Source organism: Brevundimonas aurantiaca, assembly GCF_904830995.1.
Classification (GTDB): domain Bacteria; phylum Pseudomonadota; class Alphaproteobacteria; order Caulobacterales; family Caulobacteraceae; genus Brevundimonas; species Brevundimonas aurantiaca.
Window position 1 is genome coordinate 2,731,512 of sequence record NZ_CAJGVD010000001.1, and the last position, 14,645, is coordinate 2,746,156.

At 67.1% G+C, this 14,645-nt stretch carries 9 protein-coding genes; 7 read left to right on the plus strand and 2 right to left on the minus strand.

Annotation, left to right across the window (positions count from 1 at the left end; genetic code table 11):
• Positions 1–42 precede the first annotated feature (42 nt).
• The 3 genes from JMT67_RS13535 (at position 43) to JMT67_RS13545 (ending at position 6,606) form a co-directional block, all read left to right on the plus strand.
• Entirely contained in the window at positions 43–1,743 is a 1,701-nt protein-coding gene (locus tag JMT67_RS13535; protein ID WP_201463746.1) for a ShlB/FhaC/HecB family hemolysin secretion/activation protein, read from the plus strand.
• An 8-nt stretch (positions 1,744–1,751) separates the two neighbouring features.
• On the plus strand, positions 1,752–5,696 hold the full coding sequence (locus tag JMT67_RS13540) for a beta strand repeat-containing protein (RefSeq protein WP_201463747.1): 3,945 nt from the start codon (positions 1,752–1,754) through the stop codon (positions 5,694–5,696).
• A 298-nt stretch (positions 5,697–5,994) separates the two neighbouring features.
• Entirely contained in the window at positions 5,995–6,606 is a 612-nt protein-coding gene (locus JMT67_RS13545; protein ID WP_201463748.1) for a MarR family winged helix-turn-helix transcriptional regulator, read from the plus strand.
• A gap of 78 nt (positions 6,607–6,684) precedes the next feature.
• Here JMT67_RS13545 and JMT67_RS13550 read toward each other — a convergent pair whose 3' ends face one another.
• Positions 6,685–8,424 carry a methyl-accepting chemotaxis protein gene (locus JMT67_RS13550; protein WP_201463749.1) on the minus strand — a complete coding sequence of 580 codons (1,740 nt, stop codon included), beginning with the start codon at positions 8,422–8,424 and terminating at the stop codon, positions 6,685–6,687.
• 300 nt (positions 8,425–8,724) lie between these two features.
• Here JMT67_RS13550 and JMT67_RS13555 point away from each other — a divergent pair, with 300 nt between their 5' ends.
• The 4 genes from JMT67_RS13555 (at position 8,725) to ligD (ending at position 13,633) form a co-directional block, all read left to right on the plus strand.
• A complete protein-coding gene (locus JMT67_RS13555) occupies positions 8,725–10,227 on the plus strand; it encodes a methyl-accepting chemotaxis protein (RefSeq protein ID WP_201463750.1) in 1,503 nt (500 codons plus the stop codon).
• Between the two features lie 5 nt (positions 10,228–10,232).
• Positions 10,233–10,745: a chemotaxis protein CheW gene (locus JMT67_RS13560; RefSeq protein ID WP_054766834.1), complete on the plus strand. Its 513-nt coding sequence runs from the start codon at positions 10,233–10,235 to the stop codon at positions 10,743–10,745.
• The gene (locus JMT67_RS13565; protein WP_201463751.1) at positions 10,726–10,995 is read left to right on the plus strand and encodes a hypothetical protein; all 270 of its coding nucleotides are present in this window, start codon (positions 10,726–10,728) and stop codon (positions 10,993–10,995) included. Before JMT67_RS13560 ends, JMT67_RS13565 begins: the two co-directional genes overlap by 20 nt.
• 82 nt (positions 10,996–11,077) lie before the next feature.
• Positions 11,078–13,633, plus strand: coding sequence for a DNA ligase D (ligD, locus tag JMT67_RS13570; RefSeq protein WP_201463752.1), 2,556 nt, complete (start codon positions 11,078–11,080; stop codon positions 13,631–13,633).
• 128 nt (positions 13,634–13,761) lie between these two features.
• Here ligD and ku read toward each other — a convergent pair whose 3' ends face one another.
• Positions 13,762–14,607 (minus strand): non-homologous end joining protein Ku, encoded by an 846-nt coding sequence (gene ku, locus JMT67_RS13575; protein ID WP_201463753.1) that lies wholly within the window; start codon positions 14,605–14,607, stop codon positions 13,762–13,764.
• Positions 14,608–14,645 lie beyond the last annotated feature (38 nt).

Sequence of the window (14,645 nt, forward strand, 5' to 3'; positions counted from 1 at the left end):
GTGATGGGTGGTATTGCAAGGCGCGGCGCCTCTTGGCGACTTATGGGAGGCGCATCGACCCTGGCCGTCGCGCTGTTCCTGGCCCCAGGCGTCGCCTCAGCCCAGGTCGTCCCCGGCCAGACCCGCGAAGAGATCGATCCGGCGCGTCAGGCGCGCCCGCTGGCCGCACCGGTCGTTGATCCAACAACCTTGTACCAGCCCGGACAATGCCCCTTCACAGGTCAAGGTCGCACGACCCTGACGCGGATCGAGGCGCAGGGCGCCAGCCTGATCTCCGACGCCGAGATTCAAAACGCGGTGGCGGATCTGATCGGTAAGGACAGCGATCTGTCGGTGCTCTGCGTCGCTCGGGACCGCGTCGCCGCCCTGTACGGTGCTGAGGGCGAAGCCCTGGTGCGGGTGGATCTGCCCCAACAGCGGATGACGGGCGGCGTCCTGGTGATCGCCGTGACCGAAGGTCGAGTGGTCAGCGCCTCCGTGATTGACGCCGACAAACTGGGCCCTGCGGCCGCCCTTGCCGCCGACCATCTGAGCGCTCTGAAAACGGAACGGGCGACGCGCTGGCGCGAAGTCGAACGCGCCTTTCTCTTGGTTCGCGACATTCCCGGCGCCGACCCGTCTTTCAGCATCCGTCGCGCGGAGACGGGCGAAGCCAATGGTCTGGAAGCCGTGGCGGCCTTCGCCCCTCGGCGGAAGCTGGACGTCACCCTGAGCGGCCAGAACTTCGGTTCAGAAGAAGTCGGGCGCGAGGGCGCCTCGATCCGCCTTGACGCCAACAGCTTCACCGCCTTCGCCGAGCGCACCAGCCTGATCCTGTTCTCGGGTTTGGAAGGCGATCAACGAGTGGTCCAACTGCTGGAGGAATTCCGTATTGGAGCCTCCGGCCTGACCGTTCTGGGCGATGTGGCCTACAGCGAATCCGAGCCCGGCGGCGCCCTGGCGCCGCTAGAGTTGGAGGGACGCTCGACCGTCAGCCGACTCGGCGTCCAGTATCCGGTCGTCCTCACTCGGCCCCTGCGCATGGATGTGGGCGCCCGGTTGGAGTGGGTGGATCAGAAGAACGATCTGGGCGCCTTCCGCCAGCCGAACGGCGATGCGACCGCCCTGTTCGAGGAAAGCCTGCGGGTCCTTTCCGCCGAGGTCGTCGCCACCTGGCGGCCGAGGCAGACGCCGGGGCTTCAAGGCGGGTTCCAAGCCGAGTTGCGCAAAGGTCTGGAGGCTTTCGGCGCCAGCGAAGCCGGCGATCCCTTGTTGTCGCGGCCCGAAGGGCGGCCGGACTTCACCTCGGTTCGAGGTCAAGCCTCGATCCGCAAGGACGTCGTCCTGTCGCCGGGACGCGGCCTCTATGCGGCGGCGGCTTTGCTGGGGCAGTGGGCGCCGGATCCGCTGCCGGCCTATGAAGAGTTCCAGGTGGGATCCTACACCGTAGGCCGGGGCTTTGATCCGGGAGCGGCGTCCGGCGATCGGGCCCTGGCGACCCAGATCGAGGCGGGCTGGGAGGCGGCGTCCGCCCAGGCGGTCTGGACCGTCTTCGGCTTCGTCGATGCGGCCAAGCTGTGGAACCAGGACGCCTTCGGCTACGACAGCCGGCCTTGGTCCGTCGGCGCCGGGGTGCGCGCCCGCACACGCAGGGGGCAGGTCAGCCTGGTCTATGCGGCGCCGCAGAACGCGCCGTTCCCCGGCGCGGTCCGGCCGAAGGATCGGCTGCTGCTGTCGCTCTCCACCACCTTCTCGTTCCGTTGAGGCTCGCCATGAACAACGCTCACGCCGCTCGTCGTCGCGTCTCGCTTCTTCTGAGCGCCGCGGCCCCCGTCGCACTTTTGCTGGCGTTGGCGGCGCCGGCCTCGGCCCAGATCGCAGCCGGCGGTGGAAGCACGGCCGCCGGAACCGTCTCCAACACCTATAACGGATCGGGATCGGCGACCGTCTTCTCGGGCGCGGCGTCCAACACCGGCGGCGCCGACACCTCGACCATCACTTTGAGCGGCTCGCGGACGCTTTTGAACTGGAACGGTTTCAATCTGGCGCCCGGCGACACGCTGAACTTCAACCAGAGCGGCTCGACGAGCATTGCCGTCAATCGGGTTCTGGGCGGAGGCGGCACGATCATCAACGGCGCCGTCAACAGCAACGGCCAGGTCTGGTTTCTCGATTCCTCCGGCGTAGCGGTGGGAGGGACCGCGGTTCTCAACGTCGGCGGACTGTTGTTGTCGTCTCTAGGGCTGACCGACGCCGATATCTTTGACAACGACAGCAGTTTCAACTTCACCGGCGTGGGCGGCTCCGTCGCGGTGAACGGGGGCGCGGCGCTGAACGCCGCCGCCGGCGCGGTGACCGTGGTGGGCCCCGAAATCAACTTCTCAGGCAGCGCGACCGCCAGCGGCAGCATCGCCCTGATCGCCGCGCGTGACGCGACGCTCGTCTTCGACGGCGATCTCGACGCCTATCTTGCGCTCACCGTCGCAACGGGTACCGACAAGAACACCGCAATCAGCGTCGGATCCCAAGCGCGCTTCGACACCGCGTCGGCTGCCGCCGGAGGACGCACCTATCTGATCGCCGCCGGCTACAACGGCGGTCTCGGCTCCATTCTGTTGGGCGGTTCGGCGGCTGACGCAGTGGAGTTCGTCGATGGCGACGTCGTGCTTTACGCAGCGGGAGAGGAGTCCTTCAGTCGCCACTTCATCGCCGGAGGGGCGTTGCAAACACCGACGGGGGCTCCCGCAGGGGATGTGACAATCGGCGCCGCCACGGTTTCCGGGGGCGATCTGAACGTGATTGCGTCCGATGAAGTGATCATCAACGACCTTATCTCAGTCCCCACCGGAAGCGTGCGGCTGGAGTCAGGCAATTTGACCACTGTTTCCGTCTCGGTCGAGGTGGGTCAGAACTATACCCTAAAGGCGCCGGACTGGACCGGAGGCGCCGCTTTTTCGCCGGTCTTCCTCAACGCGGCTTCGGGGATCGGCAAGTTCATCATTCAGGACATGGCCTTCGGCGTAACCCTGGGCGGGCTCAGCGCGCCGGATGAACTTCGCATTACCGCCGAGAACGGCGGCGCCGTCAACGTGGTGGGGACGCTCACCGCGGGCAACGGCCTCTATCTGTCGGGGCAGTCGCTCCAGCTCGGCGGCGATCTGACCGAGACCGGAGCGGACGGGGTTCTCAGCCTGACGTCCAGCGACGGAATTTCTCAGACCGCCGGAGCCCTGACGGCGGGAGTCCTGACGATCTCGGCGATCAACGGCGTGACCTTGAATGGTGCGGCCAATGCGATCGGCGCCCTGGGCGCGTCCACCGCGAACGGTTTGAGCCTGGTCGATACAGGCGGCCTGACGGTCAGCGGCGCGCTCAACGGCGGAGCCACCGGGGTCTCGCTGACCACCACGGGCGACTTGACGGTGCAGGCGCCGATCACCGCCAGCGGAATCACCCTGTCGGCGAGCGGGGCGAGTTCGGACATCGTGCTCAACGCGGCGCTCGATGCAGGAACCTCCACGGTTTCGCTCCATGCCGGCGGAACGATCAGCCAGAGCGCCCTGGGCCGGATCACGGGTAATCTGATGGGGGGATCAGGCGGGGCCACCGATCTGACGGCGGCCGTCAACCGTGTTCGCGATCTCGACGTCTTTACGGCCAACGGCTTTTCGCTCGTTGATGAGGGTGGGCTGACGGTGACGGGCGGCGTCAACGCCGGCGCCGGCGACATCTTGGTCCGCACCACCGGAGGAGCCTTGTCGTTCAGCCCCTCGGGGATCGCAAGCGGGCGCGACATCGTCCTTTCCACCGACGGCGACTTCATCAACCAGTCGGGCTCTTCTGCGCTTGCCGCCTCGGGCAAGTGGACGATTTATGCGGCGTCTCCGAACTCCAGCACTTTCGGCGGTTTGGACAGCGGCTCCACGGCCCTCTGGAACGGAACCTTGGCGACACGAGCGCCGGCGGGTCTGAGCGGCAACCGCTACGTCTTCGCCGTCCAGCCCACATTGACGGTCACTACCCTTTCCACGAGCAAGGTTTATGGGACCGATCTGACGGGTTCGGTGGGCGCCCTTTACACCGTCAGCGGCTATCATCCGGGCGTGGCGGGGGCCTTCCTGGCCGATACGGCGGCGACGGCCTTCAGCGGGGCAGCTGCGATCAGCTCTACCGGATCAGCGGAGCGCGCCTCCGTCGCTGGCGGGCCCTATGCCGTCACCGCCGCGCAGGGCACGCTCACCAGCAACAGCGGCTACGCCTTCGCCTTCAGCAACACCGGCCAGATCACCGTCACGCCCAAGGCCCTGACGAGCGCCCTGACCGCCTCGAACAAAACCTATGACGGCACGACCGCCGGTTCCGGCTCGGTCGCCCTGTCGGGCGTCGTCAGCGGCGATACGGTCGGCACGACGGCTGGAACCTGGACCTTCGCCGACCGCAACGCCGGAACCGGCAAGACGGTGACGGTGAGCGGCGTCGGTCTGACGGGGGCGGATGCGGGTAACTACACCGTAACCATTCCCGCCACGGCCCTGGCCGACATCCTTCAGCGCAGTCTGACCGCCACCCTGACGGCCTCGAACAAGACCTATGACGGCACGACGGCGGGCTCCGGCTCGGTCGCCCTGTCGGGGGTCGTCAGCGGCGATACGGTCGGCGCGACGGGGGGAACCTGGACCTTCGCCGACCGCAACGCCGGAACCGGCAAGACGGTGACGGTGAGCGGCGTCGGTCTGACGGGGGCGGATGCGGGCAACTACACCGTAACCATTCCCGCCACGGCCCTGGCCGACATTCTTCAGCGCAGTCTGACCGTCACCCTGACCGCCTCGAACAAGACCTATGACGGCACGACCGCCGGTTCCGGCTCGGTCGCCCTGTCGGGCGTCGTCAGCGGCGATACGGTCGGCACGACGGCGGGAACCTGGACCTTCGCCGACCGCAACGCCGCAACCGGCAAGACGGTGACGGTGAGCGGCGTCGGTCTGACGGGGGCGGATGCGGGCAACTACACCGTGACCATCCCCGCTACGGCCCTGGCCGACATCCTTCAGCGTGCGATCACCGCCAATGTGTCTGCGTCTAACAAGACCTATGACGGCACGACGGCGGCCGCGGGAACGGTGACATTGAACGGCGTGCTCGGCGGTGACAGCGTCGGCGCCACCGCCGGATCCTTCGCCTTCACCGACGCCAACGCCGGAACCGGAAAGACCGTGACGGTCAGCGGCGTCGGCCTGACCGGCGCCGATGCTGGCAACTATACTCTCACCGTGCCCGCATCGACTCTTGCGACCATCCTTCGACGGTCGATCACCGTGTCCGCCGACGCGGTTTCCAAAACCCAGGGCGCGCCGGATCCCGCGCTAACCTACGCCGTCACTACCGGCAGTCTTGTAACCGGCGATGCGCTGACCGGCGCGCTTACACGGTCCCCAGGCGAGGCGCCAGGCGCCTACGCCATCACCCAGGGAAGCCTTGCGGCCTCGGCGAACTACCAACTCACATTCATCGGCAACAGCTTGACGATCACGGCGGTCCCGGTCGCTCCGACCACGCAAACAGCGACCGTTCAGGAAATCCAGGGTCTCGTCGCCTATCTCGCCTCGTATGAGACGCCAGGCAGCCGCGAGGGTGCATTGAGTGTCGTAGACGAGCGCGGCGACTGCAATGGCGACCGGGGGACAAGCGACTGCGCGATTGACCCAACACGCTGACCCTGACCGCTGAAGGGTATCCAGGTTCTGCGGGATGCCTAGTCTGTTATTTTTATAGCGTCTCATGAGCGGCGCCTGTGGTGACACCGTCATGTTGCGCGGCCTTGCGGTGGCGGCTTTAACCTGGGACAGGGTCTTGCCGATCGCCCATCATTCAGGCGTGGCCGGGCTTATCCCACGACAGCCTTAACTTGGCCCGACAATGTCTGTTGACGATTACATACCCCGCCCACTCGGGAAAATCCTTATTGCGTGCAGGGTCTTTGGGTGAAACTGTCAGGCTAGGAGGAAACCTGACATGCACGACGGCGCCCGACTCGCCGCGCCAGAAGATCGACCCCTCGTCTGTGGCGATCCCACGTCGTGCGGACGTCACCGCCCGGACGCGAACTGCGGCGACTGCGGCAAGGGCGACGCCGGCAACACCCTGGGACTGACGGTTGCGGTCCTGGCGCGGCGGTGGGCCGCCCACCTGGACGAGGTTTTGGTCGAATCCGGCTTCAGCGTCGGACAGTTGGCCGTGCTGACACTGTTGCAGAACCGGCCGGCCGGCCTGACCCAGCGCGAGGCCGCCGACCTTTTGGCTGTGTCAGAGGCGGTCATGTCCACCCGCACGGCCGCACTGCTGTCGGCGGGATTGGTGAGCCGTCAGACCCTGATCGGCGACCGACGGGCGCATCTTTTGCAGATCACCCCCGAGGGACGGGCGGCCCATGAGGTCTGGTCTAAGTGCCTGTCCTGCGTTCAGGAGCGGATTCTCGAGTCCGTCTCCGCCGAAGACTTGGCCGTGACCCAGAGAACGCTCGCCAAGATCGGTGCGGCGGTCGAACGGCTGTCTGAGCAGGAGGGACGCAAGCTCAAGCCCGCCCCGCGTCGACGCCCGCCCGCTGCGTCCGGTCCCAGGGCCTGATCGGCTGAAAATCCAAGCGAGCGCTTGACTGACGCTTTGGCCGGAACCGCTGCGCGGCGCCGGCCGAACGATCGGGTTCTAGAACTCTTCCCAGTCCGCCTCGACGCTCTGGGCGGCGGCGGTCTGACGGCCGGCGACGGCGGCCAGCTTCACCGGCGCGGGACGGGGCGGCGAGGCGGGGCGAGCGGCGGCGAGCACGTTTGATCCGGCGCCCAGGCGGAACCGCCCGATCATCGAGGCGAGGTTCTCGGTCTCCTGGCGAAGCGAATGGGAGGCGGCTGTCGACTCCTCCACCATCGCCGCATTCTGCTGGGTGACCTGGTCCATCTGGTTCACGGCGGTGTTGACCTCGGCCAGGCCGGTCGACTGTTCGCGCGCCGAGGTGGCGATTTCGGTGATCAGGCCGTCGATCTCGGCGACCCGGTCCACGATGACGGCCAGGGCCTGGCTGGTTTCGCCGACCAGTTTCACCCCCTTGCCCACCTGACTGGTGCTGCCGGCGATCAGACCCTTGATCTCTTTCGCCGCCTCAGCCGACCGCTGGGCCAGGGCTCTAACTTCAGACGCCACGACGGCGAAGCCGCGACCGGCTTCGCCCGCGCGCGCCGCCTCGACCCCGGCGTTCAGGGCCAGAAGATTGGTCTGGAAGGCGATTTCGTCGATGACGCCGATGATCTGGTTGATTTCGCCGGAGGAGCGCTCGATCTCGGCCATGGCGCCGATCGCTTCTTCCATGACGGCGCCGGACCGTTCGGCGTCGCCGCGCGCCCCGGCGGCGACGGTCGCGGCCTGCTGGGCGTTGGCGGCGCTGCGCTGGACGGTGGCGGTCAGCTGATCCAGAGCCGCGGCGGTCTCCTCCAGACTGGCGGCCTGCTGTTCGGTGCGGCGCGACAGGTCGTCGGAGGCCACGCCGATCTCGTCGGCGCCGGAACGGATGGCGCCCGCCGTCTCGCCGACGCTTTTCATCGTCGCCTGCAAGGCGTCGACGGCCGCGTTGAAGTCGGTTCTCAGCTTGTCCAGTTCCGGGATGAAGGCCGTGGTGATGCGGCGCTCCAGGTCGCCCTGGGCCAGGGCGGTCAGGGCGTCGCCGATCTGTTCCACCGCCTCGACTCGACGGGTCACGTCCACGGCGACCTTGACCACCTTGGCCACCTTGCCGTCCGGATTGACGATGGGGTTGTAGGAGCCCTGGATGATGACGGCCCCGCCGTCCTTGCGGACGCGCCGGAACTCGCCGGACTGGAACTGGCCGGACGACAGGGCGGCCCAGAACTGGCTGTACTCAGGACTGTCGCGATAGGCCGGCTCGGCGAAGATGGCGTGCTTGCGCCCGATGATCTCTTCGAGCCGATAGCCCATGGCGTCCAGGAACAGGCGGTTGGCGTTGACGATGGTCCCGTCCAGGGTGAATTCGATCATGGCCTGAGATCGGCCGATGGCCTCGATCTGGGCCGCAAAGTCCTCGCTGGCGAGCCGATAGCGGGCGTCCGCCCATTCCACGACGAAACCGGCGGCCTTGCCGCCCTGTTTCAGCGGCGTGACCAACAGGTCGAAGGCGCGACCCCCGACCCGGATGGTGGCCGAATGGGGTTCGCTCAAAGTCGCCAGCATCCGCCGCTGGTGGGCCGGGTTCTTGTGGAAGACGTCGATGTTGGAGCCGACCAGCCGATCAACGCTGAAGTTGGGCAGGTCTGACCGTAGCTCGGCTTCCGCCTCTTGCAGAAGATTGCGAACCGCCGGGTTCAGATAGGTGATGTTCAGGTCCTTGTCGGCCAACATGATGTTGGTGCGAAGAGCCTCTACAGCCGTTTCCAGCATGCCGCTCGCCGGCTTTTTCCCCTTGGCCCACATATCCGCTCTCGATGCTGCGGGCGTTCGTCGCCCTTTGGCTGCAGCGTTAGTGCTCACTCATTACTGGAAAGTGTACGGAATGTTTATCTGAACCCAACATCGCTGTGTTTTACGGGGATACTAGTACTTTTACTTATAAACGAAGTTAAACTGGCAGTGGCGTAGCGGCATCGACCAAGGTTGTAAAAGCTTCGGGCGCGAAGCATCGTATAGCGAAGCGGTAATGTGGGTCTGGGAAAAGGCGGCAAAGAAGAGAAAGCCACCCGAATGCGTAAGCTGTTCAATCGACCGCAGGCGGAAAGCGAGGAGCTCTTGGAGCTTCGCGCCGTCGTCGCGGCCGTTCATTTGTCTCAGGCGGTGATCGAGTTCGATCTCGACGGCGTGGTGCGCGACGCCAACGCCAACTTCCTTGCGGTGCTCGGCTATGACCTGTCCGAGATCAAAGGCCGTCATCACCGAATGTTCGTCGATCCGGCCGAGGCCCGCTCGCCGGCCTACGCCGAGTTCTGGAAACGGCTGAACGCCGGGGAATTCATCGCCGACAAGTTCGTCCGTTACGGCAAGAACGGCAAGCGGGCGGTGATCGAGGCGTCGTACAACCCGATCTTCGACGTCAACGGCAAGCCCTATAAGGTGGTCAAGTTCGCCATTGACGTCACCGCCGTCGAAGAGGAGCGCGAACGCCGCGCCGAGGCTGATCGTCAGGCGGCGGCCGTTCAGGCCATGGTGGTGCGAAATACGGGCCAGGGCCTGTCGGCCATGGCCTCGGGCGATCTGTCCTATCGGATCGAAGAGGATTTTCCGGGCGAGTACGCCGCTCTGCGCGAGAACTTCAACCGCGCCATGGCGGCGCTGGACCAGGCGATCGCCGTCATCGGCGGCAACGCCGAGACCATGCAGTCCGGCGCCAAGGAAATCAGTTCAGCGGCCGAAGATCTGTCCCGTCGCACTGAACGTCAGGCGGCCAGCCTGGAAGAGACGGCGGCCGCCCTGGATCAGATTACGGCCACCGTCCGCCGGACGGCCGAGAACGCCCAGGAGGCCGACAAGGTGGTCAGCCAGACCCGCGCCCAGGCCGAAACGGGCGGCGCCGTGGTCCAACGGGCGGTGGACGCCATGGGCGAGATCGAACGCTCGTCCGACCAGATCAGTCAGATTATCGGCGTCATCGACGAGATCGCCTTCCAGACCAACCTTCTGGCGCTTAACGCCGGAGTGGAGGCGGCGCGCGCCGGCGAGGCCGGGCGGGGCTTTGCGGTCGTGGCCTCGGAGGTGCGGGCCCTGGCTCAGCGGTCGGCGGACTCGGCCAAGGAGATCAAGACCCTGATCTCCGCCAGCGGCGCCCAGGTCAAATCCGGCGTCGTCCTTGTGCGTGAAACCGGCGAGGCCCTGACCGGCATCGCCGGCCGGATCGTCGAAGTCACTCAGCTGATGAGCGAGATTCGCGGATCGACCCAGGAACAGGCGGTCGGCCTGGCCGAGGTCAACACCGCCGTCAATGAAATGGACCAGGTGACCCAGCAGAATGCGGCCATGGTCGAGGAGTCGACGGCCGCCAGCGTGGCCCTGAGCCGCGAGGCCGCCGAACTGGCCCAGCTGGTCGGCCGGTTCACCACCAGCCAGGACGGCGGCTCCAGCCGACCTGCGCCGCTGCAAGAGGCCCATGGCCGGATCGCCGCCTTCGCGGCCGACCGCCCTGCGCCCCGACTGAAACTCGCCGCGGGCGGAGGCCGACAGGCCGCCGTTCACTCCGAATGGGAGGCCTTCTGATGTCCATGGCGCATACTCAAACCGACGCCTTTTCCGTCAACCGCGCCGGCGCCGGCCGTCGTGAGATGGTCGGCTTCCGGGTCGGGGACCAAGCCTTCTGCATCGACATCACCTCGGTGCTGGAGATCCGGGGCTGGACCCCCGCGACGCCCGTGCCCCAGTCGCCCCATTATATGAAGGGGGTGGTCAATCTGCGCGGCAGCGTCCTGCCGATCATCGACCTGGCCGCGCGCCTGGGCCTGCCGACGACTGAACCCTCAGCGCGTCACGCCATCATGGTCGCCAACTGCGGCGGGCGGACCGTGGGCCTGCTGGTCGAGGGAGTGTCCGACATCGTCCAACTGGACGACGCCGACCGCCAGGCGACGCCGGACATGGGCCATGGCCAGGGTGGGGTCGTCGCCGGAATCTTCGCGGTGGACGGCGCCATGCTCAGCCTGCTGGACCTGGACAATCTGCTGCCGCCGGACCGCAGCCGTCCCGCCGACGAGGCTTTCGATGCGATCGCCGCAGCTTGAGATCCCGGCCGCAGACGCCTCCTGGCCGCCGTATGGCGTGGCGGCCTGGCTGGCCGATGAGGTCGAAGAGCGCGATCTGAGCCCTGTCATGCCGGACGGCTGCGACAGGGCCGGCATGGTCTCGGCCCTGCTTCAGATGGCCCTGTCGGTGTCTGAAGAGGGCGCGCCCTGGGCCGACGACGTCTGCGTCCTTCTTCTGTCGGGATGGGGCGCCTTGCAAGCCGCCGCTTCGGCCAACGAAACCGTCTGACGGTCGCCTGAGGGCCGGGTGATCGTTTTCGCCCCACGCACGTTGTCGTCCGACCAGGGACGAAGACGGGCGAGGCGGCGGCATGGCGAACGGATTGGAAGCCTATCGGGCCAAGCGCGACTTCACCCGCACCCCCGAACCGGCGGGAAAGACCAAGGCCGGACGCAAGGGCCGGCTGACCTATCTGATCCAGCGCCATGCGGCCACCCGGCTGCACTACGACTTCCGCATCGAACATGACGGGGTCCTGAAGTCCTGGGCCGTCACCAAGGCGCCGTCGCGCGATCCGTCCGTCAAACGACTGGCAGTGGAGGTGGAGGACCACCCCCTGGCCTATGGGACGTTCGAGGGGACCATTCCTTCCGGCAACTACGGCGCCGGGACCGTCCAGCTGTGGGACCGCGGCGAATGGGAGCCGCAGGAGCCCGACATAGAGGCGGCGCTGAAGCGCGGCTCGCTGAAGATGATCCTGCACGGCGAGCGGCTGAGCGGCGGCTGGGCCCTGGTGCGGCTGAAGTCCGATCGCGGCAAGCCGTCCAAACGCAACAACTGGCTGCTGATCAAGGAGAAGGACGAGGCGGCCGTGCCCGGCGAGGGCGACGCCAATATGGAGATCGACGCCTCCGTCGCCAGCGGCCGCAGCCTGGCGGAGATCGCCGAAGGCAAGACCCAATGGACCGCCTCCCGCCCCGTCGCGCGAAAGGGGCCCAAGCCGCCCAAGGCCAAGCCGCGCGAGGCGGACCTGGCCCAGCCCCCCGCCTTCCAACCGATCCAGCTGTGCAAGGTGGCGGACCATCCGCCCGGCGGGGCCGGCTGGGTGCATGAGATCAAGTTCGACGGCTATCGCATCCAGATCGCCGTCGGCGGCGGGCGCGCGCGGCTCTACACCCGTCGGGGCCATGACTGGACCGACCGCTTTCCGGAACTGGCGGCCGATGCGGCCCAGTGGCCCGACGGGGTGGTGGACGGCGAACTGTGCGCCCTGACCGAGGACCATACGCCGGACTTTTCCGCCCTTCAGGCCGCCATAGCCGACGGAAAGACCCAGGACCTGGTCTATTTCGCCTTCGACCTGCTGAAGGAAGGGCGGGACGATCTGACGGCCCTGCCGCTGTCGCACCGGAAGGCGCGGCTCCAGGCCCTGATCGACCGGATCCCGGCCAAGGCGCGGGGGAGGGTGCGCTATGTCGATCACTTCGCCTCCACCGGCCAGGCGGTGCTGGACAGCGCCTGCCGAATGGATCTGGAGGGGGTGATCTCCAAGACGCTGAACGCCCCCTATCAGCCGGGCCGGTCCTCGACCTGGGTCAAGTCCAAATGCCGGGGCAGGGACGAGGTCGTCATCGGCGGCTGGTCGTCGGAGGGCGGGACGCGCTTTCGCTCCCTCCTGGTCGGCGTGGCGGAGGAGGAGGGGCTGCGTTACCTCGGCCGGGTCGGGACCGGCTATTCCGCCCCGCTGCTGAAGACCCTGCTGCCGGCCTTGAAGGGGGCGGCGGCGGAGACCTCGCCCTTCGTCGGAAAGGGGGCGCCGCGCGGCGGCAAGGACATCCACTGGCTGCGGCCGGTCCTGGTGGCCGAGCTGGAACACGGCGGTCTGACCGAAGGCGGCTCCCTGCGCCATGCGGCCTTCAAGGGGCTGCGCGAGGACAAGCGGGCTCAGGAGGTGGTCGATGATCCGCAACCGCCGTCGCCGAAACAGGCGGAGAAGGCCGCGCCGACGCCGCGCCGAACGGGCAAGGACAAGGTGGTCGTCGCCGGCGTCACCCTGTCCAGCCCGGACAAGGTGCTGTGGCCCGCCGCCGGGGGGCGGCCGGCCATCACCAAGACGGGCCTGGCCCGCTACTATGAACAGGCGGCCGAACGGATCCTGGCCCATGTCGCCGACCGGCCGGTGTCGATCATCCGCGCGCCCGACGGGATCGAGGGCGAGACCTTTTTCCAGCGCCACGCCATGCCGGGCTCGAACCCGCGGCTGAAGCTGATCGACGTGCATGAGCGCAAACCCTATGTCGCCGTGGTCGATGTCGGGGGGCTGGTCGCCGTCGCCCAGTCGGGCGGGCTTGAGCTGCACCCGTGGGGCTGTCGGCCCGGCGATCCGGAGACGCCCGAACAGGTCACCTTCGACCTCGATCCCGACGAGGGGTTGGATTTCGAAGCGGTCATTGCGGCGGCCAAGACGGTGCGAAAAACGCTGGAGGCCAAGGGGCTGAACCCCTTCGTCAAGACGACCGGCGGCAAGGGGCTGCATGTCGTGGTTCCGATCCGCTCGGACGGCCGCAGCCGGATCGAATGGGACCGATGCAAGGCCTTCGCCAAGGCCGTGGCCGAAGAGGTGCGCCGCGCCGATCCCGACCGGTTCACCACCACCCTGGCCAAGAAGGCGCGCGGCGGAAAGATCTTCATCGACTATCTGAGGAACGGGCGGATGGCGACGGCGGTCGCCCCCTGGTCGGTGCGGGCGCGGCCGGGCGCAGGCATCGCCTTTCCCCTGTCCTGGGGCCAGGTCAAGGCAGGCCTGGATCCCCGGGCCTTCACCCTTCACGACGCCCCGGCCCTGCTGAAGAAGTCCGATCCGTGGAAGGATTTCCGGGCCGGGGAGGTGAGTCTGAGGCCCGTGCTGAAGGCGATGGGGCTTTAAGAACGGTGCTGGTGATTAGTGCTAGTGCTAGTGAGCAAGAGGTGAGCGGACTCTGGCGGCGCCATCTCAACGGCTCACGCCTTGCTCACTAGCACTATTCACTAGCACCCGACCGACCCCTCGCCGCCTCACGCCGCCGTCTTGCGTGTCGTCGACTTCTTCTTGGCGGGGGCCTTTTTCTTCGGCTTGGCGCCGGTCGCGGAGCCCTTGAGGCTGTTGCGCAGGGCCTCCATCAGATCGATCACATTGGTGTCGTCGGGCTCGGGCGCCTCGACCACCGACTTGCCGCCCTTCTGCTTGGCCTTGACCATCTCGCGCAGGGCCTCGTCATAGCGGTCCTTGAAGTCGGTCGGGTCGAAGTCCGTCTCCTTCTGGGCGATGATCCGGCTGGCGATCTCCACCATGTCCTTGTCCGCCTTGACCGAGGGAATGTCGTCGAAATATTCCTCGGCGGGCCGCACCTCGTCATGCGCCCGCAGGGAATAGGCCACCAGGCCCTTGCCGCGCACCTCCAGGGCCAGCTGCCGTTCCCGCCCGCGCAGGACCAGGGTCCCAATGGCGATCTTGCCCGCCGACTTCATCGCGTCGCGGATCACGGCGAAGGCCTCGGCCCCCACGCCCTTTTCGGGCACCACATAGAAGGGGTCGTCCCAGTACAGGCGGTCGATCTCGTCCTCGTCCACGAAGCTGTCGATGCAGATGGTGCGGGTGGTCTCCAGCTTGACCTTGTCGAAGTCGGCGTCGTCGAACAGGACATATTCGTCCTTGGCCACCTCATAACCCTTGACCAGATCCGACCGTTCGATCGGCCCGGTGTCCGGGTCGGTCGGCACCATGCGGATGCGGTTGTGGGTCTCGGGATTGATCAGGTGGAAGCTGACGTGGGCGTTGGAGGCGGTGGCGGTGTAGAGGGCGACCGGACAGGTCACCAGCGACAGTTTCAGATGCCCCTGCCAGGTGGGTCTTGCGGCCATGGTGCGTTCCTCGCCTTGGGTTCGGTGACCTAACGCCG